This is a genomic window from Alcaligenes sp. GCM10023179, assembly GCF_042653705.1.
GTDB lineage: Bacteria > Pseudomonadota > Gammaproteobacteria > Burkholderiales > Burkholderiaceae_B > Alcaligenes > Alcaligenes phenolicus.
The window spans coordinates 1,863,014-1,885,135 of record NZ_JBHSIQ010000001.1 but is presented as its reverse complement, the minus strand read 5'-3'; the positions used below and the strand labels follow the sequence as shown (position 1 = coordinate 1,885,135).

Here is a 22,122-nt window from a genome sequence, read left to right as displayed (position 1 = left end):
CTTAGGCCTTGGCCAGACGCTGCCAGGTGTCCACAACCGTGTCAGGGTTCAGCGACAGCGAAATAATGCCTTCTTCGCTCAGCCACTTGGCCAGATCGGGGTGGTCGCTAGGGCCTTGGCCACAAATACCGACGTATTTGTTTTGTGCCAGACATGCCTTGATGGCACGGCTCAACATGAACTTCACGGCTTCGTCGCGCTCGTCGAAGTCAGCAGCCAACAGTTCCATACCGGAGTCACGATCCAGACCCAGGGTCAGCTGAGTCATGTCGTTGGAACCGATGGAGAAGCCGTCAAAGTACTGCAGGAACTTCTCGGCCAAAATAGCGTTGGAAGGCACTTCGCACATCATGATCAGGCGCAGGCCGTTTTCGCCACGAGCCAGACCGTGGGAAGCCAGCAGCTCAACCACACGCTCTGCCTGACCCAGGGTACGCACGAATGGCACCATGATTTCGACGTTGGTCAGACCCATTTCGTCGCGCACTTTCTTCAGGGCTTCGCATTCCATCTTGAAGCATTCTGCGAAGTCTTCGGACAGGTAGCGAGCCACACCGCGGAAGCCCAGCATTGGGTTCTCTTCCTCGGGCTCGTAACGCGAACCACCCACCAGTTTGCGGTATTCGTTGGACTTGAAGTCCGACAAACGCACAATGACGGGCTTGGGGTAGAAGGAAGCGGCCAGAGTCGCAATACCTTCAGCCAGTTTTTCCACGAAGAAAGCACGTGGGCTGGCGTAGCCACGAGCCGCCGATTCCACCGCCTTTTTCAGGTCGCTATCCACATTGGGGTAGTCCAGAACGGCTTTGGGGTGAATCGCGATGTTGTTGTTGATGATGAATTCCAGACGGGCCAGACCCACACCATCGTTCGGGATTTGCGAGAAGTCGAAAGCCAGTTGTGGGTTACCCACGTTCATCATGACTTTCAGGCCGATCTCGGGCATTTGGCCCCAGCTGACTTCTTCGATCTCGGTTTCCAGCAGACCGTCGTAAATACGGCCTTCGTCGCCTTCAGCACACGATACCGTCACTTCCTGGCCTTCTTTCAGCACGTCTGTGGCGTTGTTGCAACCGACCACGGCAGGGATGCCCAGTTCGCGAGCAATAATCGCCGCGTGGCAGGTACGGCCGCCACGGTTGGTGACAATAGCCGAAGCCAGCTTCATGATGGGTTCCCAGTTAGGGTCCGTCATGTCGGTCACCAGCACGTCGCCGGGTTTGACCAGATCCATCTCGGAGGCATCCGCCACAATACGGACTTTGCCCGAACCGATCTTCTGGCCAATGGCACGGCCTGTGACCAGCACGTCGCCGGTGGCTTTCAGGCGGTAACGCTCTTGCACATCGTTGCTGCCTTGCTGGGACTTAACCGTCTCAGGACGGGCTTGCAGAATGTAGATCTTGCCGTCGATACCATCACGACCCCACTCAATGTCCATGGGACGCTGGTAGTGTTTTTCAATAATGGTGGCGTAGCGAGCCAGTTCGATCACTTCTTCGTCGCTCAGGGAGTAACGATTGCGCTCGGACACAGGCACGTCCACGGTACGTACAGCGTGATCGGTGGTACGACCTTCGTCAAACTCCATCTTGATCAGCTTGGAGCCGATACGGCGGCTGATGATGGGGTAGTGACCGGAAGCCAGCGTTGGCTTGTAAACGTAGAACTCGTCCGGATTGACCGAACCTTGCACCACGGTTTCGCCCAGGCCGTAGGAGGAGGTCAGGAACACCACGTCCTTGAAGCCCGATTCGGTGTCCAGGGTGAACATCACGCCGGCGCTGCCCTTGTCGGAGCGCACCATACGCTGGATACCAGCGGACAGAGCCACTTCAGCGTGGGCGTAGCCCTTGTGCACACGGTAGGAAATTGCGCGGTCGTTGTACAGGGAAGCAAACACGTGGTGAATCTTGCTCAGCACCTCGTCAATGCCCACCACGTTCAAGTAGGTTTCTTGCTGACCGGCAAAGGAAGCGTCAGGCAAGTCTTCGGCGGTTGCGGAAGAACGCACGGCAAAGGAACCTTTGCCATCGGCGTCCAGCTCAGCAAACGCGTCACGTACGGCTTGTTCAAACTCGGCTGGGAACGGAGTGTCGATGATCCACTGACGGATTTCGGCACCGGCAGCAGCCAGTTCACGCACGTCGTCGGCGTCCAGCGCGTCCAGACGCTGCTGAATGCGCTTGTCCAGATCCTTGTTTTTCAGGAAAACGCGGAATGCTTCGGCTGTTGTGGCAAAACCACCTGGCACGCGCACACCGGCATCAGCCAGCTGGCTGATCATTTCACCCAGCGAAGCGTTTTTACCGCCCACTGTGTCGACGTCCGTCATGCGGAGCTTGTCGAAACCAATTACGTAAGACATAAGTCACCTTGAATAGAAAAAAAAGCGTGTTTGCTTAAGGCAGTGATCCCAGCAGCGCTGTCTGTGTGATCTGTCCTAAGCAAACCTGCCTTTCCATCCCCCGATTCGAGCGGTAAATGGTAATCTTGCAAATTGTACCGTTTCCCGAGCATTGTGCACGACTTATTCCATGTCTTCTTCTCCTATTGAGCGTACCGTCTTTGTCGTTTCCGACAGCACGGGCATTACCGCCGAAACTTTCAGCAACTCCGTCCTGTCGCAATTCGCTCAATTCGAATTTCAGGCCATCCGGATCCCCTTCATCGATACCATCGAGAAAGCCCAGTCTGTTGCTGATCGCATCAACCAATGCGCGCAGGAACAGGGCCAGCAGCCTCTGGTCTTCAGCACCCTGGTTGACCCCAAGATGGCGCACATCATTGGCGCAGCCAATTGCACCTTCCTGGACTTGTTTGGTGCCTTTGTACGACACATTGAACGCGCCCTGGGGGTGAAATCCAGCCGTTCCGTGGGCCGTTCGCACTCCGGTGGCATGTCCAAGCGCTACAACAGCCGCATCGAGGCCATCAACTTCAGCCTGGCGCACGACGATGGTCAGTACGTGAATGGTCTGGAACAAGCCGACGTGATTCTGGTGGGTGTGTCCCGCTGCGGAAAAACGCCTACCAGCTTGTACTTGGCAATGCAGTATGCCGTCAAGGCCGCCAACTACCCCATCATTCCCGAAGACTTCCAGCGCGGTACCCTGCCCGCCACGCTGGCTCCTTACCGGAAAAAGATTTTTGGCCTGTCCATTCATCCAGACCGCCTGTCCGAAGTGCGTAATGAACGCCGTCCAGGTAGCAAATACGCCACCATCGAACAGTGCCGCATGGAAGTGGCCGAAGCCGAGCGCCTGATGCGTATGGAAGGCATTCCTTGGCTGTCCACCACCACCAAATCCATTGAGGAAATCTCCACCAAGATTCTGGATGATGTCGGTTTGGACCGCCGCTCCTACTAAGGATTGAACCCCTGGTCCAAGCGCCCCCCTTCGGGCGTATTCGGACAGCCTCAACATCAAGGCCTGGACCCGGTGTGATACCTGGCTCAGGCCTTTTTGTTTGCCGCGGGTACGGTATCAGGTCTGCTGCGCATCCGCTTGCGCCTCTACGGGTGTCGGTTTGCCTATACCGGTTTGCATCCATTATTGTTGCCCCCTCTTAGTCCAGCTTGCCCACCCAAACCTGCGGGTGCTGATCGGCCCAAGGCAAGGCTTGCTCCAATTGCCCAGCCAGCCCGAACAAAAGGCATTCCTGGCCATAGCCGGCTGTAAACATCATCCCTATGGGTAAAGAGGTGGCCACATCCTGCCCAGCAGGCACGGACATGGAGGGCGAACCGCTGATATTGGCCAAAGCAGCAAAAGGCGCTTGCCGGAAGACATGGGCAATCCAGCCCAGGCCATCCACCTGATCCTGTACCTTGTTGTACTCGCCCACCTTCATGGGCAGCGTAGGCACGGTGGGTGTCATCAGCACATCGTACTTCTGGAAATACGCCCCTAAATTCCGTGAGACTGTATTGCGCACGGCAATCGCCCCCAGAATATCAATCCCGCTAATCTTCTTGCCGTAGGCGTAGGCCGCCAGCGTGGCCTGTTCCAGATACTCCTCGTTCACCGGTCGTCCTGTCGCCGCGGCAATGCTGTCTATCCATGCAGCCGTATTCACGTTCCAGAACTGAGCATTGGCGTGCACAAAAGCCTCCCAACTGACGCCGGAGTCAAACACCAGGGGCTCCACCTGATGGCCCAAGGACTCCAACACCGAGGCCATATCAATCGCCTTGGCCGCTATGGCAGATTGGGTTTTATCGCCGCTGGGCGGGTCCATCATCAAGCCGATACGCAAGGAACCCGGATTCTTCTTGACGGCCGATAAAAAGCTCTGCGGGGGCGCCGCGGTGTAATAGGGCTCGCCGATACCGGGGCGACTAATCGCATCCAGCAAGGCCGCACTGTCTCGCACACTGCGGCTGACACCCAGGTGGGCCAGCAGACCACTCCACACTTCATCTTGCTGAGGACCGCTGGAGACGCGCCCCCGAGTGGGCTTCAAACCAAACAGGCCGTTCACTGCTGCAGGAACACGAATAGAACCGCCGCCGTCGGTTGCATGCGCCACCGGCACCATCCCTGCCGCCACTGCAGCGGCCGAACCGCCTGTAGAGCCGCCAGCATTAAAAGCCGGGTTCCAGGGGTTCAGCGTAGGGCCTACGCAGCGCGCCTCCGTCGTAGTACTGATGGCGAACTCCGAGGTGGTCGTGCGCCCCAGCGTAACCAGTCCCGCCTCCTTGTAGAGGCTCATCAAGGTGCTGTCTGCATCCATCACCATATCTTGCGCCAGCTTGCTGCCCAACTCGTAGCGCTTGCCCTTCATGGTGATCGCCAAATCTTTAATCAAAAACGGGACGCCGTAGAGTACGGAGTCCCGGTCGGCATGGGGATCAACTTCCCCGTCCCAGCTCTCTACAACCGCATTAATTTTACTGTTCAAGGTGTCGACGGCTTTTTTGCCAACTTGGCTTAATTCTTGAACACTGATTTGTTTCTTGGCGACCAGCTCAGCCAGAGCCAGGGCATCATAGGTCGCGTATTCGCTAAGTTTCATTGTTGACCTCATCTGAAAAAGATTAGGAATCCAGCCGGATACAACGATGCAGCGATAAAGGGAGGGAAAGACGACTCTGCACGAGCCGCTAGCAGACAAGCGTCTACTGCCCCAGGCACTCCGTGTTAGCGTACCGATAAGCAGGCGCCTTACTAGATGATTTACTTGATTTTACAAGTGGAGACAAGTGCTAGATCAAGACAGAATTAGCGCATACAGGCTAACTCTGCGTGATGCTGTGCAATAAAGCCGCTGGAACTAGCGGCTATGCTGACGACGTTGCTCGTACAGGCACAGTGCGGTGGCAATGGCCACGTTCAAGGACTCAACACCGGGCGCCTGGGGAATGAACAAGCGTTGATTCGCCTTGGCCAGCAAGGCCGGGCTGACACCTTGGCCCTCATTACCAAAAACCCAAATCCCTTGGTCTGGCAGGCTGGACTCGTACAGATCCTGGGTATTCGGGCCCAGAGAGGTCACCAGCACCGGCAAGGCCGCTTGTTCAAGCAATGCTACTCCATCGACCTGCTCATGGATTTGAATGGAGAAATGAGCGCCCTGCGCACTACGCAGCACTTTCTGCGACCAGACGCTGGCACAGCCCGGTGTCAGATACACCGCTTCCAGGCCCACCGCCACGGCGGTGCGCAGCACCGTGCCTACATTGCCCGGATCTTGAACCTGATCCAGCAAGATGGCGCGTTTCGTGGGAGCCGTCCAGGTCTGTCCACGAGGCACGCGGACAATAAAGCCTATGCCCTGCCCCTGGCCGACCTGGGAGACTGCATTCATCAAAGTGGCATTGAAGGTGACGCTGCTATGGCCTGGCAAGAAACGCGCCAGTTCCAGCAGCTCGTCGGAGTGGCGGTCCATCTCGAAAACAGCCAGTTCCGGCAAACCACGGCGTTCCAGCCACATTTGGCACAGATGAATGCCTTCCAACCAAATCAGTTGATCGCCCCCGTCCAGCTCGCGTTTATCGTGAGCCAAGCGCTGTACTCGTTTGAACAGCGCATTATCTTTGGATTCAATCAGCCTCATTGTCTTGAACTTACCTAACTAAAGATGCGCGTACCGGCGCGAAACTTCGACGATGCTCGGGACAAGGCCCGTGCTGGGACAAACGATCCAAATGCAAGGCCGTCCCGTAGCCTTTATGCTGGTCGAAACCGTATTCGGGATAGTCTCGGTGCAATTCCAGGCAGACCGCATCCCGCGCTGTTTTGGCCAAAATCGATGCGGCCGCAATGGCGGCATGGCTGGCGTCACCCTTGATGATGGCTTCTGCGGGGCAACACAGGCCGCCTGGAATGCGATTGCCATCCACCAAGGCTTGTTCGGGTTTGACGCTCAGGCCATTACAGGCTCGTTGCATCGCCAACATGGCCGCGTGCAAGATATTGATGTCATCAATTTCTGCCACACTAGCGCTGGCAATTTCCCAGGCTAAGGCTCTTTCCTTGATCAACACAGCCAGGGCTTCACGTCGCTTGGCGGTCAGCTTCTTGGAGTCGTTCAGGCCTTCAATGGGATTGTTCGGGTCCAGAATAACGGCAGCGGCAAAAACGGGACCGGCCAAGGGACCACGCCCTGCTTCATCCAGCCCCGCCACCAAACCTGCCGAGACCTCACTGACTAATAAATCCAGCTGCTTCATGCACGCGCCATATTCAAAATGACCTCGGCCGCCAAGGCGGGGGTATCCCGACGCAAGGTTAAATGCATCTCGGTAAAGACCTGCTCGATATGAGCCACATACTCCTGATCGCTCAAGGCTTTCCAGCACTCCTGCGCCAGCTTCTGAGGTTCGGCATCTTCTTGCAGCAGCTCGGGCACGACAAAATCGCGAGCCAGCACATTAGGCAAGCCCACCCAAGGCACATACGGCCTGTCCTGGCCGGACTTCCAACGTATGATGCGCTCCATCATGGGGCTGAGCACATACGAAATAACCATAGGACGCTTGTACAAGGCCGTTTCCAGGCTGGCGGTACCGCTGGCCACCAGCACCGCGTCGCTGGCCTCCATCACCGTCCAGGCGGGTGGACGGACCACTCCTTCCGAATCCGGCTGACGAATACCCGCTGTGTTGGCATCAATAATGTGCAAGTTACGGATAGGATGCTGAACCAGAGCCTCTTCAAATTCCTGACGGCGCTTGGGATTGACCATGGGCACCAGAATCATCAGATCCGGGTCCTGGTCCTGCAAAATCTGTACGGCCTGCAAGAAGCGCGGCGACAGCATCTTGACCTCGGAGGAGCGGCTGCCAGGCAACACGCCCAGAATACGACCCGTCTCGGGCAAACCCAGGCGACGACGAGCGTCGGCCTTGTCCGGCTGCAAAGGGATATTCGCTGCCAAGGGATGGCCCACATAGGTCACCGGAATGCCTTCCTTTTCATAGATCTCCGTCTCGAAAGGAAACAGCACCAGCATATGGGAAACCGCTTCGCGGATTTTGTGGATACGCTCGTAGCGCCAGGCCCAGATCGAGGGCCCTACAAAGTGCACCGTAGGCACACCAGCCTGCCGCAAACGATGCTCCAGGCGCAGATTGAAGTCCGGGGCGTCAATGCCCACAAACACATCGGGACGTTGCCGCAACCATTGATTGCGCATGCCCAAATAGGTGGAGACCAGACCCGGAATACGTTTGAGCGCCTCGACGTAACCAAATACCGTCAAGGCATCCATGGGATAGTATTGGTGGAATTGCTGGGCGGCCATCTCGGGGCCACCTATGCCTTCTACCTGCACGCCAGGATTGCCCTGGCGCAGCCCTTGAATGATGCGAGCCGCCAGTAAATCGCCAGACGGCTCCCCGGCCACCATTCCTATACGCAGATCCCGCTTGGCCCCTGTTTGCCCCGACCCGTCTGAACGTGCCGCTAATGGGCTGGAGGCGCTGCTCATGGTCGGCAAATACCCCGGCTGGAGTCATTCAAGAAGTCGATCATGACCTGAACCGCGGCACGGCAGTCAGGCTGCGTTTCCTGCAAGGCTTGCATGTGCTCTACCGCCTGCTCCACCGTCAGCTTGCGACGATACAGCAGCTTGTAGCTTTCCTTCACCGCCGAAATCGCTTCAGCCGAAAAGTTGCGACGGCCCAAGCCTTCACTATTGACACCGACAGGACGGAAAGGATCGCCTGCACCGATGACGTAAGGAGGAATATCCTGACGCACCGAGCTGGTACCACCAATCATGCTGTGCGCACCGATACGACCGAACTGGTGCACGGCAGTCAAACCGCCCAGAATGGCCCAATCGCCAATATGTACGTGGCCGCCCAGCTGGACGCTATTGGCAATAATCGTGTGATTGCCAATCTGGCAATCGTGAGCAATGTGGGTGTAAGCCATGATCCAGTTGTCATTGCCAACACGGGTCACGCCCACATCCTGCACCGTGCCGGTGTTGATGGTGACGTATTCACGAACCATATTGCCATCGCCGATTTCCAGGCGAGTCGGTTCTCCAGCGTACTTCTTGTCCTGCGGCATGCCCCCGATGGAGCAGAAACGGTAGAAATGGTTGTTGCGACCAATCGTGGTCACGCCATCTATCACGCAGTGAGGGCCCACTTTGGTGCCCGCCCCTATCGTGACATTGGGCCCGATAATGCTGTAAGGCCCGACCTCGACATCATCTGCAAGCTGAGCGCCTGCTTCGATGATGGCCGTTTCATGAATACGCATAAACTATTCTTCCAATTGACGGATAGCACACATAATTTTGGCTTCGGCAACCACTTGGCCATCGACCAGGGCGCGGCCTGTGTACTTGCACAAAGCGCGGCTGATGCGGTCAGCCGTCACTTCCAGACGCAACTGATCGCCTGGCATCACGGGCTTGCGGAAACGCGCGCCATCCACACCGACCAGGTAATAGGCCAGTTTGTTGTCCACTTTGGCGTACGGATCCTCGGGATCGGTAAAAGAGAACAGTGCGGCTGCCTGAGCCATGGCTTCAATGATCAAGACCCCAGGCATAACCGGCATGTGCGGAAAGTGACCTGTAAAAAAGGGTTCATTCATCGACACGTTTTTAATGGCGACGATGCTCTTGCCGGGCACCAGTTCCAAGACGCGATCGACCAGCAGCATCGGGTAACGATGAGGGAGGCGATCCATAATTTGTCGAATGTCGAGTTCCATGTCCTGTCCTGCTTATTTTTGTTTATTGATATGTTCAGATGATTCATTCGCTCCATCCGCCTGCTGACGTTCCAAAGAACGCAGGCGACGGCGCAAACCGCTCAATTGTCCCAACACGGCAGCATTTTTCTGCCAGTCCTGGTGTCCTGCAAAGGGATAAACCCCGGTATAACGTCCGGGCTGGCTGATGTTGGAGGTAACAGCCGTACCGCCAGAGACGTGCACGTCATCCCCCAGAACCAGGTGTCCCGAGAGCATCGCTGCCCCGGCAATCGTACAACGTGCCCCAATCTGGGTAGAGCCGGCCACCCCCACACACGCCGCCATGGCGGTATGTTCACCGACCTGCACGTTATGACCGATCATGATCTGGTTATCCAGCTTGACGCCGTTGGCCAGCACCGTGTCGTCCAGTGCGCCACGGTCCACCGTCGTATTGGCACCGATTTCAACATCGTCACCAATACGTACATGACCGATCTGCGCGATCTTGGCCCACGCCCCCTTCCCTTTCACGGGATCCGGTGCGAAGCCAAAACCATCCGCGCCCAGCACCACACCCGAATGCAGAATGGCGCGTGCACCAATATGCACCTGATGGTAAAGAGTGACGCGTGCGTGCAGCAAGCAGTCCTGACCCAAGGTGGAGCCTGCGCCAATTACGCAATGCGCGCCCAAACGGGTGCCCCGTCCGATCTTGACACCGGCCTCGATCACACAGAATGGCCCGACCGACACACCTTCGCCCAACTCAGCGCTGGCATCAATCACCGCACTGGGATGAATGCCCTGGGGCAAATCCGCCATGCGTACCTGATCAAAACGTTGCGCCAGCAGCGCGTACATCAGATAAGGTTGCGAGCACAAAACCGGGATAAAAGACGGTGCAAAGCCCAGACCTTCATAGACTTGTGGTGTCAGAATCACCACCGCAGCAGAGGTCTGCTCCAGCAGATCCTGCATCTTGGGATTGGACAGAAAGCTGATTTCCTCCGGGCCCGCAGAAAGCAAAGAGCCTAGGCCCCGAATCCGGGGCATAGGCTCTTTAATGCCTTCTGGCAGCTTGCAATCCAGTCCGGTCTTGTTGATGGCGTCTATGAGTTCAGACAGCTGTACAGCCTGATCAACGTTCAGCAATACCGGCATAGTGCATCAACCGCCCAGTGCTTTCAGAACTTCCTCGGTGATGTCCACACGTGGGCTAACCGTAACGGCGTCCTGAATGATCAGGTCGTAGCCTTGGGAGTCAGCAATACGCTTGATGGCGGCATCAGCCTGCTCAACAATGGCCGAGAACTCTTCGTTGCGGCGACGGTTGAAGTCTTCCTGGAATTCGCGACGCTTGCGCTGCAAGTCGGAATCCAGATCAGCCAGCTGACGCTGACGCTTCACACGGTCGGACTCGGACAGCACAGGAGCGTCCTTGTCGAACTTCTGAGCTTGCGAACGCAGGTTGTTGGCCATGCGCTCCAGTTCTTCGTCGCGACGCTTGAATTCTGCTTCGATTTTGGTCTGGGCAGCTTTGGCGGGCTTGGAATCACGCAAGATACGCTCTGTGCTGACAAAACCGATTTTGGTCTGTGCCTGAACAACAGGTGCAGCGGTCATGGCGCCGACACCCAGCGCGGCAGCCAGAACGAGCGCTTTATTGCCACGCGACAAGCTGCGGGCGATGTTTGTAAGTTTTAATGCGATGTTTGACTTCATGAAAAATCTACCTTGCTAATTAGGCTGCAGAATAGTGCAATTGTGCCACTAAACACGAACATCAGAAAGCGGTACCAATCTGGAACTGGAAGGCTTGTTTGTCGTCACCTTCCTTGGCGCGCAAGGCGCGACCGTAGGACAACTGCAGAGGACCGAGTGGGGATTCCCACGACAAGCCCAGACCAGCAGCGTACTTCCAACCGCATGGGTCTTCCGACAGACGATCAGGGCGACCCATTGGGCAACCACCGCTGGTGTTGTCCACTTTGCCGGCATCGGCAAAGACGAACCAACGCAACGTGCGGTCACGTGAGGCACCGGGGAATGGCAGGTACAGCTGGGCGTTGGCGATCATTCGACGCGAACCACCCAGGTAGTCACCCGTCAAGGTATCGCGACCACCCAAGGATGCGCCTTCATAGCCACGTACCGAACCGATACCACCGGCATAGACGTTCTTGATAACCGGGAAGCTCTTGCCACCAATGCTGCGACCATAATCAATGGCACCATTCAGAGCCAGCGTGTAGGCACGGCCCAAGGGAATGTAATGCTGGTGGCTGGCGCGCAGCATGTAGTAGCGCAGGTCCATCGTCCCCATATCCGCCGACAGGCTGGTCAAGCTGCCCTTGTTGGGAGCAATTGCGCTGTCACGGGTGTCCTTAGACCAACCCAGGTTGAAAATAAAGGTATTTGTGCCTTCACCGTACTCATTCACGTAATCCTGGTAGGCACGTGGCGTGTACTGGGGGCTGAGGCGAGAGAGCTTGTTGTGCTCGAAGTTCACGCCCATGAACACACGGTCGAACTCGGAGATTGGCACACCGAAGTTCAAGCCGGCACCGATGGCGGTGTTCTGGTAATCACCCCAACCATCATTGGACTGGTAAGGCGTGGTACGACGGTAGTAAATCGAGGTGGTTTTGCTGATGCCGTCGCCAGTCCAGAAAGGATTGGTGTGGCTGATCACCGCCGCACGGTTCACCTTACTGGTATTGACCTGCAAGGACAGACTATTACCACTACCGAAGATGTTGTCCTGGCTGATACCTGCCGACAACATCAACTTGTCAGTGGAGCCGTAACCAATACCCAGGTTAACCAAGCCGGTGGGCTTTTCTTTCACGTCCACGTTTACGTCGACCTGGTCAGGCGAACCGGGCACAGGTTTGGTGTTCACGTCCACTTCATTGAAGTAGCCCAGACGGTCAATACGGTCACGCGAGAACTTGATGGCGTCCGAGTCATACCAGGCCGCTTCTTGCTGACGCATTTCACGGCGTACCACTTCATCACGAGTACGGACGTTTCCGCCTACCTCGATACGACGCACATACACGCGACGACCGGGATCGACGTAGAAGGTCAAGTCAGCTGTGTGATTTTCGCGATCCAGAACCGGATTCGGATTGGCATTGGCAAACGCATAACCCAGGCCGCCCAAGTACTCGGTAATCGATTTCACAGTGGCGCTGGTTTTGTCCGAGGAGAAGACCTCGCCTTCTTTCTGCTGGACCAGAGGCTGGATCTTGTCCTCCAGACCCAGCAGATCACCCGCCAGCTTGACACTGCTCAGCTTGTAAGGCTGGCCTTCGTGGATGGTCAAGGTGATGAAAATATCTTTGCGGTCCGGGGAAATCGAAACCTGAGGTGCCTCGGCGGAGTACTCCAGAAAGCCGCGGTTCAGGTAGTAGGAGCGGATGCGCTCCATATCGCCTTCCAGCTTCTCGCGGGAGTATTTATCGGTACCGGTGTACCAGGTCATCATGCCCGAAGTCGTCAACTCCATCTGATCGAGCAAGTCACCTTGCGAGACGGCTTCCGTACCGACGATGCGGATTTCCTTGATCTTGGCCAGACCGCCTTCAAAAATGTCAAAGCTGACACCGACGCGGTTACGTGGCAAAGGCGTGATGATAGGTGTGATTTCCACACCGTACTTGCCCTTGGACAAGTATTGTTGTTTCAGCTCGAATTCGGCCCGTTCCAGCATGGAACGGTCAAAAACCCGGCCTTCTCCAAAGCCTACCTGAGCCAGGGAGTTGGTAATATTCTTCGCATCGAACTCGCGCATGCCATTAAAGGACACCGACGCGATGGTTGGACGCTCTTTGACGTTGACGATCAGCACGTTGGTGCTGGTGTCAATTTGCACGTCGCTGAAAAAGCCCGTGGCGTACAAACGCTGAATCGCGTCTGCGGCCTGCTCTTCCGAGAAGGACTCACCGACCTTGACAGGCAGGGACGAGAACACGGCGCCGGGGTCGACCCGCTGGATGCCGTTGACTTGAATATCGCGCACGACAAACGGTGCAAATGCATTCGCCAAGGCGGGAGCAAGCAGACTTGCCACCAATACGGGCAGAACACGCAACGCAAAAGTAGGTTTCCGGCTAAACGACATCCTGGACAATCCTTGGTCGGTCAAATGGTTGGAAATTGTATGCCACCCGCCCTCAACTGAAAAGGCGGGTGATGTCATTAAAAAAAGCAATACTCATCAGCAGGGCCAACAAGGCCAGGCCCAGGCGCTGACCGATAAGCATCATACGCTCCGAAGCGGGCTTGCCGCGCACAGCTTCGATGGCATAGTACAGTAGATGCCCCCCGTCCAACATAGGTACGGGTAACAAATTCAGTAAACCGATGCTAATACTGATCAGGGCCAGGAAATTCAGGTAGGCGATCAAGCCAATACGTGCTGTCTGGCCCGCATAATCCGCAATAGTAACCGGCCCGCTGACATTACGTACAGAGACTTCCCCCGTAATCATGCGCCCGATCATCTTCAAAGAGAACCAGAAGGTCTGCCCGGTACGGGTAAATCCGCGTTCCACGCTCTCGATCGGCCCATAACGCACCAGTGTCATGGGCATATCCATAGCCACTTTTGCACCGATACGCCCCTGCGCATTGGCATCACCTTCAGGAGTGAGGAGCAGGCGTTGAATTTCGCCGTCCCGCAGCACGTCAAGCTCCAGTGTCTTGCCTGCGGATTGTTGCACCTTTTGAACGAAAGCCGTGATATCGGGCTCGATCAAATCATCCAGCCGGACAATAAGGTCATCCTCCCGCAGGCCTGCCTGTTCGGCTGCCGTATCTTTAAACACCTCTTGGACGATGGATCGCGCCGGACGCAGTACCAATCCTGCCTGGGCCATCAAGTCCTGCCCGTCTGGCAAAATCTCGCCCGCCGGTAATCTCAAGTAACGATTTTGTTCCTGTCCAAGCGTGTCCTTGACGCCCACTTCCAGCTCACCGCCCGAGGACAAGGCGTCCATAAAGGCCCAACGCGCCTGCAACCAGGAGTCCACCGGCTTGCCATCGACAGAGATCAGGCGATCTCCAGCCTCGAAACCAGCTTGTGCGGCGGGTGTCCCTTCTGGAACGGGGCCAATTTGCGCAATAGGTTCTTGAGTACCCAGCAAACCCACAAAGGCATAGATCACCACGGCCAGAATCAGGTTGGCCATCGGGCCGGCCAGCACAATCGCGGCGCGTTGTCGCAGGGGTTTGTGGTTGAAAGATTCGTCGATCTGGGCCTGCGTGGCATGAGCAGGCGGATCATTCTGCATGGCGACGTAGCCGCCCAAGGGCAAGGCCGAGACGGCCCATTCGGTACCATTCTTGTCAAAACGGCGGTACAGCACCTTGCCAAAACCAATCGAAAACCGCTCTACCCGCACCCCGCAACGACGGGCCACCCAGTAGTGGCCCAGCTCGTGAAAGGTCACCAGCACGCCCAACGCTACCAAGAAAGCCAGCACGGTAAAGAGCATGTTAATTCCTGTTAAATACGCGCAGAGCTTCGGCAGTAATCCAGCGCCAGCGAACGGGTTTCGCTATCGAGCTCCAAAACCCCGTCCAGAGCATCCAAGGCCTGGCTGGCACGGCCATTGAGCTTGTCCAGACAATGCTCGATCACAGCCGGAATCTGAGTATAGCCAATCTGCCGTTCCAGGAAGCGGTCTACGGCGATTTCATTGGCGGCGTTCAAGGTCACGCAGGCGGCCTGACTGCTGCGCAAGGCATCATAGGCCAGTCGCAGACAGGGGAAACGCAGAAAATCAGGCTGCTCAAAATCCAGACGTCCCATTGTGGCCAGATCCAGCAAGCCTACGCCGCTATACAAACGCTCCGGAAAGCCCAGACCGTAGGCAATCGCCGTACGCATGTCAGGCTGACCCAATTGCGCCATGACGGAACCGTCTATGTACTCGACCATGGAGTGAATCACGCTTTGCGGATGCACCACCACATCAATCTGGTCAACAGGCACTGAAAACAGCCAATGCGCCTCGATGACTTCCAGACCTTTATTCAGCATGGTGGCCGAGTCCACCGAAATTTTGCGGCCCATGCTCCAGTTAGGATGCGCGCAGGCCTGCTCGGGGGTGACTCCCTCCAGCTCGGACAGGTGGCGCGAGCGGAAAGGTCCGCCGGAAGCGGTTACCAAAAGACGGCGCAGAGCCGCAACTGGCTGACCAGGTTCCGGCGGCAGCTCACCCGCCAGGCATTGGTAGATGGCGCTGTGCTCAGAGTCAATGGGCATCAACTGCGCCCCGCCCTCTTGCACGGCTTGCATGAAGATACGACCCGCAGCAACCAGCGCTTCTTTATTAGCCAGCAGCACACGCTTGCCGGCACGTGCAGCGGCCAGGGCCGAGGGCAAACCTGCGGCGCCGATAATCGCGGCCATGACGGTAGTGACTTGCGGATCGGCAGCCGTGTCGGCCAGCGCCTGAGCACCTACCCGAATCTCCGGCAAGGCACCGCCCTGCCACGCGGCCAGAAAGCGGCTACGCGCGGCTTCATCCGGCACGAGGACAACACGGGCTGCGCTGTCACGAGCTTGCTCGGCCAACAGCTCCATACGAGTGTGGCCGCTCACGGCATAAACCGCCATCCGATCGGGATGACGAGCAATCACATCCAGTGTGCTGATACCAATAGAGCCAGTGGCTCCTAACACACAAACATGCTGGAAACTCATGAGTTCTTCCTTGACGCAAACACTTTGAATCCACGCAGGACTAAAAGAGCCACGCCCCACTTAGCAACAAGGCCACGGGAGCAACCGGCAGCAAGGCGTCGATACGGTCGTACACCCCACCATGGCCGGGCAATAATTGACTGGAATCTTTAACAGCGGCACGGCGCTTGAGCAGGGACTCAAACAAATCACCCACGATAGAGAGGGCCGCCAGAGCAACACCCAAAGCAGCCGTGGCCACCCAGCCCCAGCGCTGCAGCACGTCGGCGCCGAAACTGCCGGCCCAATTTGCGCTGATCAACATCCATGCAGCAGCGGCAACCATACCACCGAGCGCTCCAGCCCAGGTCTTGCCCGGACTGACACGCGGGGCCAGCTTGGCTTTACCGAAGGCACGTCCAGCGAAGTAAGCTGCGATGTCTGCCACCCAGATCAGGACCAGCAAGGAGAGCACGTAAACAATGCCCTGTGTATGCAGAAACAGATACAGGCTGGCCCAGGCGACCAAAGGGGCGAGCACACCCATCACGCTGAGCAAGACGCCTTGTGCACGCTGTGTGGCCTGACCTTGCAGTACCAGCCCGGTAGCGCCTACGACCCACAAGGCCGCCATCAGGGGCACCAGACCACGGTAGACCAAATCAGCCGCCTGCCCTTGCGGGCCGGTGTGATACCAGTGCACGCTTAGCCACAGCATCAAGGCACCGTTGAGCAAGGCCAGGGGCCAGGCCCAACGCTGCTGCTCCTGGGACAGGCTCAGGCGCTCCCATTCCCAGCAAGCCAGCGTACTCATCAGAACAAAAATAGCCAGCAATGGCCAGCGCACGGGGGCAAGCATGGCCGCGCCCAGAATGACCAGCAGGATCAGGGCGGTGATGACTCGTTGTTTCAACATAGATAAGGCTCCGTCAAGGCGCGGGGCTACCCTGCACCTGGGCACTGGTGCGCCCAAAGCGCCGCTCGCGCCCACGATACCACTCGAAGGCCTGCTCCAGCTGCGCCCGGTCAAAATCCGGCCAGTACGCGTCTGTAAAGTACAGTTCGGTATAGGCCATCTGCCAGATCAAAAAATTGGAAATGCGGCGCTCTCCGCCCGTGCGGATGAACAAATCCGGTTCGGGGGCGTAAGACATCGCCAAATAGGGACTGAACATGGCCTCATCCAGTTGTTCGGGATGATCGACCAAATGGGGATTGGCAACCAAGGCCTTTCGGGTCGCCTGCAAAATATCCCAACGACCACCGTAATTGGCGGCAATCGTCAAATGCAAGGTGTCGTTATCACGCGTTTGTTCTTCTGCGTCGGCAATCAGCCCGCGCAATTCTTCGCTAAATGCGGATAGCTCACCAATAATATGAAGTCGGACGCCGTTTTTTTTCAGTGTTGCCACTTCTTTTTGCAGCATCTTGACGAACAGCCCCATCAACAGGGACACCTCTTCAGGAGGGCGTCGCCAGTTCTCGGAGCTGAACGCAAACAGGGTCAAATAACGCACGCCGAGCTCGCCACAGGCCTCGACAATACGCCGGACGGTTTGCACACCACGCAAGTGCCCTGCCGTGCGTGGCAAAAGACGACGGGTTGCCCATCGTCCATTGCCGTCCATGACAATCGCCAGGTGGCCAGGAACCTGACCGTGTTCCGGAATAGTTTGGGTAGAACTGAAAGAAATCACCTAGCCACCTGTGCAAAAGCCGTTAGACCGTCATGATCTCGGCTTCTTTCTGGGCGATCAGCTTGTCGACTTCAGCCACATACTTGTCGGTCAGCTTCTGGATTTCGTCCTGGGCGCGACGCTCGTCGTCCTCGGAGATTTCCTTGTCCTTGACTTGCTTTTTGAGCGTGTCATTGGCGTCACGACGCAGGTTGCGAATGGCGACCTTGGCATCTTCGCCTTCGCCACGCACCACTTTGGCCAGATCGCGACGGCGCTCTTCGGTCAGCGCAGGCATGGGCACACGAATGCTCTCGCCCATCGAGATGGGGTTCAGACCCAGCTCGTTATCACGAATGGCTTTTTCAATCGGGCCAGCCATATGCTTTTCCCACACTTGCACGTTCAGCGTGCGAGCATCCACCACCGTGATGTTGCCCACCTGGCTGACCGGCACCATGGAGCCGTAGTACTCAACCTGAATGTGATCGAGCAAGCCTGCAGTAGCACGGCCAGTGCGAATTTTGGCCAGGCCTGTCTTGAGAGACTCGAGGGACTTACCCATCCGGCTGTCGGTCGATGCTTTAATCTCGGAAAGACTCATGGACTAAATTCCTATAACTTTAAACGTGAACCAGGGTGCCTTCATCTTCACCAGAGACCGCGCGCGTCAAGGCGCCGGGCTTGTTGATGGAGAACACTTTAATCGGCAGTTTCTGATCGCGACACAAGGCAAAGGCGGTCGCGTCCATCACTTCCAGACGGCGTACGATAGCCTCATCAAAGCTGATACGCGAGTAACGCGTCGCACCTGGATCTTTATTGGGATCGGCACTGTAGATGCCGTCGACTTTGGTCGCTTTCAGTACGATTTCCGCACCCACTTCGGCGCCGCGCAAGGCTGCTGCCGTATCGGTAGTAAAGAACGGGTTGCCCGTACCGGCTGCAAAAATAACAACTTTGTTTTCTTCCAGGTAACGCAGTGCCTTGGGACGAATGTAAGGCTCTACGACCTGCTCAATATTCAGGGCAGATTGCACACGGGCATCCAGGCCACGGTGCTTCAAGGCATCTTGCAAGGCCAGCGCATTCATGACGGTAGCCATCATGCCCATGTAGTCGGCTGTCGCACGATCCATGCCCTGGGCACCTGGAGCGATGCCGCGAAAGATATTGCCCCCGCCAATCACGATAGCCAGCTGTACCCCCAACTGGGCAACCTGGGCGATCTCCTCCGTCATGCGAATGATTGTGCTGCGATTAATACCGAACGAGTCCTCGCCCATCAGCGCTTCGCCGGAGAGCTTCAACAGAACACGTTTGTAATGAGGGGTAGTCATGGGTGGGATTCCAAGTGACGAAGACAGAAGAGAGTGTAAAGCAGCAGGGCAGGCATCGCCACTACGGTGCCTGCCCTGAAAAAACAAGCTAGATTAGGCTTGGCCGGCAGCAGCAGCTACCTCAGCGGCGAAATCTTCAACACGCTTCTCAATGCCTTCACCCACAACGTACAGGGTAAAGCCAGCGATCGATGCTTTTTTCTCGTCCAGCATTTGCTGCACGCTTTGCTTGTCGTTCTTGACGAAAGGCTGGCTCAGCAGAGTCACTTCTTTCAGGAACTTGGCAACAGCGCCGTCAACCATTTTGGTGACGATGTCAGCAGGTTTGCCGGATTCAGCGGCTTTCTGAGCAGCCACGGAGCGCTCGGCTTCGATCTCGGCAGCGTCAACACCCGAAGCGTCCATTGCTTTAGGACGAGTCGCGGCGATGTGCATGGCCAGGTCTTTACCCACTTCTTCGTCGCCACCGGCGAAATCAACCAATACGCCGATCTTGCCACCGTGAACGTAGCTGGCCAGTTGGCCGGCTGTTTCGTAGCGCTGGAAGCGACGGATCGAGATGTTTTCACCAATTTTGCCAACCAGAGCAGCGCGCACGGTCTCGACATTGCTGTCGGCCAGTGGCAGTTCAGCCAAAGCGGCCAGATCTGCCGGGTTGTTCTTGGCGACCAGTTGGGCGACGTCGTTGATAAAGCCGATGAAGTCATCGTTCTTGGCAACAAAGTCGGTTTCGCAGTTAACTTCAACTACGGAGCCGGTCTTGGCATCGTCAGCGATGTAAACAGAAACCAGGCCTTCAGCGGTAACGCGGGTAGCTGCTTTGCTAGCCTTGCTGCCCAGCTTCACGCGCAAGATTTCTTCAGCACGTGCCATATCGCCGTCGGCTTCGGTCAGTGCTTTTTTGCATTCCATCATGGGCGCGTCGGTTTTCTCGCGCAATTCTTTAACCATCGATGCGGTGATTTGAGCCACGGTTTTCTCCAATTCTGTAGAACATGCCCCGGCAAGCCGGGGCGATACGAAGGGTCACTGTAGCTGTCTGCCATGACAACTGATGGTGTCTGGCAGACAGCGGTGAGCCTGTTACTCCTGGGTGTCAGCCTGAACTTCGACGAACTCTTCGTCAGCGGCGATTTCTTCAACCAGACCATTCAGGTTCTGTTCGCGGCCAGCCAGCACGGCGTCAGCCATGCCACGGGCGTACAGAGCGATAGCCTTGGCCGAGTCATCGTTACCAGGGATCACGTAATCCAGACCTTCTGGCGAGTGGTTGGTATCAACTACGGCCACCACGGGGATACCCAGAGTGCGGGCTTCAGCCACGGCAATCTTGTGGTAGCCAACGTCGATCACGAACAGGGCGTCAGGCAGGTTGTTCATGTCCTTGATACCGCCGATGGCCTTGTTCAGCTTTTCCAGTTCGCGTTCGAACATCAAGGCTTCTTTCTTGCTCATGGTTTCCAGACGGCCTTCAGCCATCTGAGCTTCCATTTCCTTCAGACGCTTGATGGAAGTCTTGACCGTTTTGAAGTTAGTCATCATGCCACCCAACCAGCGGCTGTCGACGTAAGGCATGCCGCAACGTTCGGCCTCAGCAGCCACCAGTTCGCGAGCAGCGCGCTTGGTGCCTACAAACAGCACGTTGCCACCACGGGCAGCCAGTTGACGCACGAATTTGGTTGCTTCTTCGTACTGAACAACCGTTTTTTCCAGGTTGATGATGTGGATGTTGTTACGCTGGCCGAAGATGAACGGAGCCATCTTGGGGTTCCAGTAACGGGTTTGGTGGCCAAAGTGCACACCAGCTTCCAGCATTTCACGCATTAAAGACATAAAGTTCTCCAAGGGTTTGGTCTTGTAACTGCCCGGTATCCGGTAAGGGCCGCAGCCTGTGCTGCATTCCAGACACCCCGAGACGGACAGTCACGCGATTTACAACTTAAAACATAAAAACGTTGCCCAACATGAGCGAACGCCTGCACTGCAACGGACTCACGCCTGCAGGCAGACAAGATATCTGCCATCCGGGCCCGAGCCTGAAACTTTTCTGGCTACCGCCTGCATACAGGGTACTGTTCGCAGGTGTATCCTAGAGGATTGCTTGGTCAGCATCACCTGAACAAGAACCGGGCTGCTGCCCTGTTGCTTTCGCAACGCTTGTCATCGTGCTGACCCTGTATGTGTTGTGAATTCTGCTTGTTTTTGCTGGCTGGCCATGGCCCGAGGCTTCTTCCAATCTTGGGACACGATTTCCTGATACCTGGCTTGGCTCGTCCAGCCTGAAAATTCAAGCGGCCCAAGAAAAGCCGGTCAAATCAGGAAAGCCCAGATTTGGCGCGGTGTTCCGCGACACGTGATCGCCCCAAACGGGACGGCACGTAACTGCAAAATTCACAAAAGCCTATAATTCTACTATTTTTCAATAGACCTGTTCAAGTTGCTATGAGTATTCTCGTCACAGACCCCACTGATCTCGAAAAAATGCGCGCTGCTTGCCAGACCGCGGCATCCATCCTTGATTACCTGACTCCCTTTGTCAAAGCAGGTGTCACGACCGGCGAACTGGATCGCCTGTGCATGGAGCGCATCAATGAACTGGGGGTCAAATCTGCCACCGTAGGCTACGCGCCTCCTGGCTACCCACCCTTTCCAGGCTCTATTTGTACCTCCGTCAACCACGTTATCTGTCACGGCATCCCCGGCGATAAAGTGTTGAAAAATGGCGACATTCTGAATATGGACGTCACCATTATTCAAGACGGCTGGTTTGGCGACACCAGCCGTATGTACTACGTGGGCGAGCCCAGCATCCTGGCCCGCCGCCTGACTGAAACCACCTACGAATGCATGTGGCTGGGTATTGATCAAGTCAAACCCGGCGCCACCCTGGGTGATGTCGGCCACGCCATTCAGCAACACGCTGAAAAACAAGGTTTTTCCGTTGTGCGCGAATACTGCGGCCATGGTGTGGGCCAGAAGTTTCACCAGGATCCGCAAGTGCTGCACTACGGCAAACCCGGCACCGGCGTAAAACTGGAACCCGGCATGATTTTCACCATCGAGCCCATGATCAACGCCGGTCGTCGCGAACTGCGCACGCTGGCTGACCAATGGACCGTGGTGACCCGCGACCACAGCCTGTCGGCCCAATGGGAGCACGCGGTGCTGGTAACCGATACCGGCTACGAAGTGCTGACCGTCTCACCCGGCATGCCTGCCCCTCCAGCCATCATCAACAAGGCCTGAAC

20 protein-coding genes are annotated in these 22,122 nt (G+C 56.6%); 2 read left to right on the top strand and 18 right to left on the bottom strand.

Going from position 1 to position 22,122, the window contains the following annotated elements:
• Position 1 precedes the first annotated feature (1 nt).
• Positions 2 to 2,368 carry a phosphoenolpyruvate synthase gene (gene ppsA, locus ACFPDR_RS08500; protein WP_021446560.1) on the bottom strand — a complete coding sequence of 789 codons (2,367 nt, stop codon included), beginning with the start codon at positions 2,366 to 2,368 and terminating at the stop codon, positions 2 to 4.
• Between the two features lie 169 nt (positions 2,369 to 2,537).
• On the opposite strand from ppsA, the gene ACFPDR_RS08495 reads away from it, so the two are divergent.
• The gene (locus tag ACFPDR_RS08495) at positions 2,538 to 3,371 is read left to right on the top strand and encodes a pyruvate, water dikinase regulatory protein (protein WP_035271714.1); all 834 of its coding nucleotides are present in this window, start codon (positions 2,538 to 2,540) and stop codon (positions 3,369 to 3,371) included.
• Positions 3,372 to 3,570: 199 nt separating this feature from the next.
• Here the strand turns inward: ACFPDR_RS08495 and ACFPDR_RS08490 are convergent, their stop codons facing one another.
• From ACFPDR_RS08490 to rpsB, 17 genes are all read right to left on the bottom strand, one after another.
• The gene (locus ACFPDR_RS08490) at positions 3,571 to 5,019 is read right to left on the bottom strand and encodes an amidase (protein WP_203144564.1); all 1,449 of its coding nucleotides are present in this window, start codon (positions 5,017 to 5,019) and stop codon (positions 3,571 to 3,573) included.
• A 258-nt stretch (positions 5,020 to 5,277) separates the two neighbouring features.
• Positions 5,278 to 6,060 (bottom strand): TrmH family RNA methyltransferase, encoded by a 783-nt coding sequence (locus ACFPDR_RS08485; protein ID WP_060185106.1) that lies wholly within the window; start codon positions 6,058 to 6,060, stop codon positions 5,278 to 5,280.
• 10 nt (positions 6,061 to 6,070) lie between these two features.
• Positions 6,071 to 6,676 carry a ribonuclease HII gene (gene rnhB / locus ACFPDR_RS08480; RefSeq protein WP_137430328.1) on the bottom strand — a complete coding sequence of 202 codons (606 nt, stop codon included), beginning with the start codon at positions 6,674 to 6,676 and terminating at the stop codon, positions 6,071 to 6,073.
• Entirely contained in the window at positions 6,673 to 7,854 is a 1,182-nt protein-coding gene (gene lpxB / locus ACFPDR_RS08475; protein ID WP_060185108.1) for a lipid-A-disaccharide synthase, read from the bottom strand. The genes rnhB and lpxB overlap by 4 nt, the downstream gene beginning before the upstream one ends.
• A 77-nt stretch (positions 7,855 to 7,931) precedes the next feature.
• Positions 7,932 to 8,720, bottom strand: coding sequence for an acyl-ACP--UDP-N-acetylglucosamine O-acyltransferase (gene lpxA / locus ACFPDR_RS08470; protein ID WP_203144562.1), 789 nt, complete (start codon positions 8,718 to 8,720; stop codon positions 7,932 to 7,934).
• Positions 8,721 to 8,723: 3 nt separating this feature from the next.
• Positions 8,724 to 9,179, bottom strand: a complete 456-nt coding sequence (fabZ, locus tag ACFPDR_RS08465) for a 3-hydroxyacyl-ACP dehydratase FabZ (protein WP_003799758.1) — start codon at positions 9,177 to 9,179, stop codon at positions 8,724 to 8,726.
• A 12-nt stretch (positions 9,180 to 9,191) separates the two neighbouring features.
• Positions 9,192 to 10,325, bottom strand: coding sequence for a UDP-3-O-(3-hydroxymyristoyl)glucosamine N-acyltransferase (gene lpxD / locus ACFPDR_RS08460; RefSeq protein ID WP_247966787.1), 1,134 nt, complete (start codon positions 10,323 to 10,325; stop codon positions 9,192 to 9,194).
• Between the two features lie 6 nt (positions 10,326 to 10,331).
• Positions 10,332 to 10,886, bottom strand: coding sequence for an OmpH family outer membrane protein (locus ACFPDR_RS08455; protein ID WP_003799754.1), 555 nt, complete (start codon positions 10,884 to 10,886; stop codon positions 10,332 to 10,334).
• Positions 10,887 to 10,947: 61 nt separating this feature from the next.
• Complete coding sequence (gene bamA, locus ACFPDR_RS08450) at positions 10,948 to 13,290, bottom strand: outer membrane protein assembly factor BamA (RefSeq protein WP_088450081.1); 2,343 nt, start codon at positions 13,288 to 13,290, stop codon at positions 10,948 to 10,950.
• Between the two features lie 52 nt (positions 13,291 to 13,342).
• On the bottom strand, positions 13,343 to 14,665 hold the full coding sequence (gene rseP, locus ACFPDR_RS08445; protein ID WP_115633732.1) for an RIP metalloprotease RseP: 1,323 nt from the start codon (positions 14,663 to 14,665) through the stop codon (positions 13,343 to 13,345).
• An 11-nt stretch (positions 14,666 to 14,676) separates the two neighbouring features.
• Positions 14,677 to 15,879: a 1-deoxy-D-xylulose-5-phosphate reductoisomerase gene (locus tag ACFPDR_RS08440; RefSeq protein WP_302356827.1), complete on the bottom strand. Its 1,203-nt coding sequence runs from the start codon at positions 15,877 to 15,879 to the stop codon at positions 14,677 to 14,679.
• 40 nt (positions 15,880 to 15,919) lie between these two features.
• Complete coding sequence (locus ACFPDR_RS08435) at positions 15,920 to 16,774, bottom strand: phosphatidate cytidylyltransferase (protein ID WP_035271728.1); 855 nt, start codon at positions 16,772 to 16,774, stop codon at positions 15,920 to 15,922.
• Between the two features lie 13 nt (positions 16,775 to 16,787).
• Positions 16,788 to 17,552 carry a polyprenyl diphosphate synthase gene (uppS, locus tag ACFPDR_RS08430; RefSeq protein WP_247966872.1) on the bottom strand — a complete coding sequence of 255 codons (765 nt, stop codon included), beginning with the start codon at positions 17,550 to 17,552 and terminating at the stop codon, positions 16,788 to 16,790.
• 25 nt (positions 17,553 to 17,577) lie between these two features.
• On the bottom strand, positions 17,578 to 18,138 hold the full coding sequence (gene frr / locus ACFPDR_RS08425) for a ribosome recycling factor (protein ID WP_009457015.1): 561 nt from the start codon (positions 18,136 to 18,138) through the stop codon (positions 17,578 to 17,580).
• Positions 18,139 to 18,157: 19 nt separating this feature from the next.
• A complete protein-coding gene (gene pyrH, locus ACFPDR_RS08420; protein ID WP_003799741.1) occupies positions 18,158 to 18,874 on the bottom strand; it encodes a UMP kinase in 717 nt (238 codons plus the stop codon).
• A 93-nt stretch (positions 18,875 to 18,967) separates the two neighbouring features.
• Positions 18,968 to 19,846 carry a translation elongation factor Ts gene (gene tsf, locus ACFPDR_RS08415; RefSeq protein ID WP_009457016.1) on the bottom strand — a complete coding sequence of 293 codons (879 nt, stop codon included), beginning with the start codon at positions 19,844 to 19,846 and terminating at the stop codon, positions 18,968 to 18,970.
• A 111-nt stretch (positions 19,847 to 19,957) separates the two neighbouring features.
• Positions 19,958 to 20,707 carry a 30S ribosomal protein S2 gene (gene rpsB / locus ACFPDR_RS08410; protein WP_021446553.1) on the bottom strand — a complete coding sequence of 250 codons (750 nt, stop codon included), beginning with the start codon at positions 20,705 to 20,707 and terminating at the stop codon, positions 19,958 to 19,960.
• A 609-nt stretch (positions 20,708 to 21,316) separates the two neighbouring features.
• On the opposite strand from rpsB, the gene map reads away from it, so the two are divergent.
• Entirely contained in the window at positions 21,317 to 22,120 is an 804-nt protein-coding gene (gene map / locus ACFPDR_RS08405) for a type I methionyl aminopeptidase (protein WP_009457018.1), read from the top strand.
• Positions 22,121 to 22,122 lie beyond the last annotated feature (2 nt).

Coding starts and splice junctions, on each gene's coding strand:
- ACFPDR_RS08485 (WP_060185106.1), bottom strand. CDS start 6,060: ATGAGGCTGATTGAATCCAAAGATAATGCGCTGTTCAAACGAGTACAG.
- lpxB (WP_060185108.1), bottom strand. CDS start 7,854: ATGGTGGCCGGGGAGCCGTCTGGCGATTTACTGGCGGCTCGCATCATT.
- rpsB (WP_021446553.1), bottom strand. CDS start 20,707: ATGTCTTTAATGCGTGAAATGCTGGAAGCTGGTGTGCACTTTGGCCAC.
- rnhB (WP_137430328.1), bottom strand. CDS start 6,676: ATGAAGCAGCTGGATTTATTAGTCAGTGAGGTCTCGGCAGGTTTGGTG.
- ACFPDR_RS08435 (WP_035271728.1), bottom strand. CDS start 16,774: ATGTTGAAACAACGAGTCATCACCGCCCTGATCCTGCTGGTCATTCTG.
- ACFPDR_RS08440 (WP_302356827.1), bottom strand. CDS start 15,879: ATGAGTTTCCAGCATGTTTGTGTGTTAGGAGCCACTGGCTCTATTGGT.
- lpxA (WP_203144562.1), bottom strand. CDS start 8,720: ATGCGTATTCATGAAACGGCCATCATCGAAGCAGGCGCTCAGCTTGCA.
- ACFPDR_RS08490 (WP_203144564.1), bottom strand. CDS start 5,019: ATGAAACTTAGCGAATACGCGACCTATGATGCCCTGGCTCTGGCTGAG.
- map (WP_009457018.1), top strand. CDS start 21,317: ATGAGTATTCTCGTCACAGACCCCACTGATCTCGAAAAAATGCGCGCT.
- frr (WP_009457015.1), bottom strand. CDS start 18,138: ATGAGTCTTTCCGAGATTAAAGCATCGACCGACAGCCGGATGGGTAAG.
- lpxD (WP_247966787.1), bottom strand. CDS start 10,325: ATGCCGGTATTGCTGAACGTTGATCAGGCTGTACAGCTGTCTGAACTC.
- ACFPDR_RS08495 (WP_035271714.1), top strand. CDS start 2,538: ATGTCTTCTTCTCCTATTGAGCGTACCGTCTTTGTCGTTTCCGACAGC.
- fabZ (WP_003799758.1), bottom strand. CDS start 9,179: ATGGAACTCGACATTCGACAAATTATGGATCGCCTCCCTCATCGTTAC.
- bamA (WP_088450081.1), bottom strand. CDS start 13,290: ATGTCGTTTAGCCGGAAACCTACTTTTGCGTTGCGTGTTCTGCCCGTA.
- rseP (WP_115633732.1), bottom strand. CDS start 14,665: ATGCTCTTTACCGTGCTGGCTTTCTTGGTAGCGTTGGGCGTGCTGGTG.
- ppsA (WP_021446560.1), bottom strand. CDS start 2,368: ATGTCTTACGTAATTGGTTTCGACAAGCTCCGCATGACGGACGTCGAC.
- pyrH (WP_003799741.1), bottom strand. CDS start 18,874: ATGACTACCCCTCATTACAAACGTGTTCTGTTGAAGCTCTCCGGCGAA.
- ACFPDR_RS08455 (WP_003799754.1), bottom strand. CDS start 10,886: ATGAAGTCAAACATCGCATTAAAACTTACAAACATCGCCCGCAGCTTG.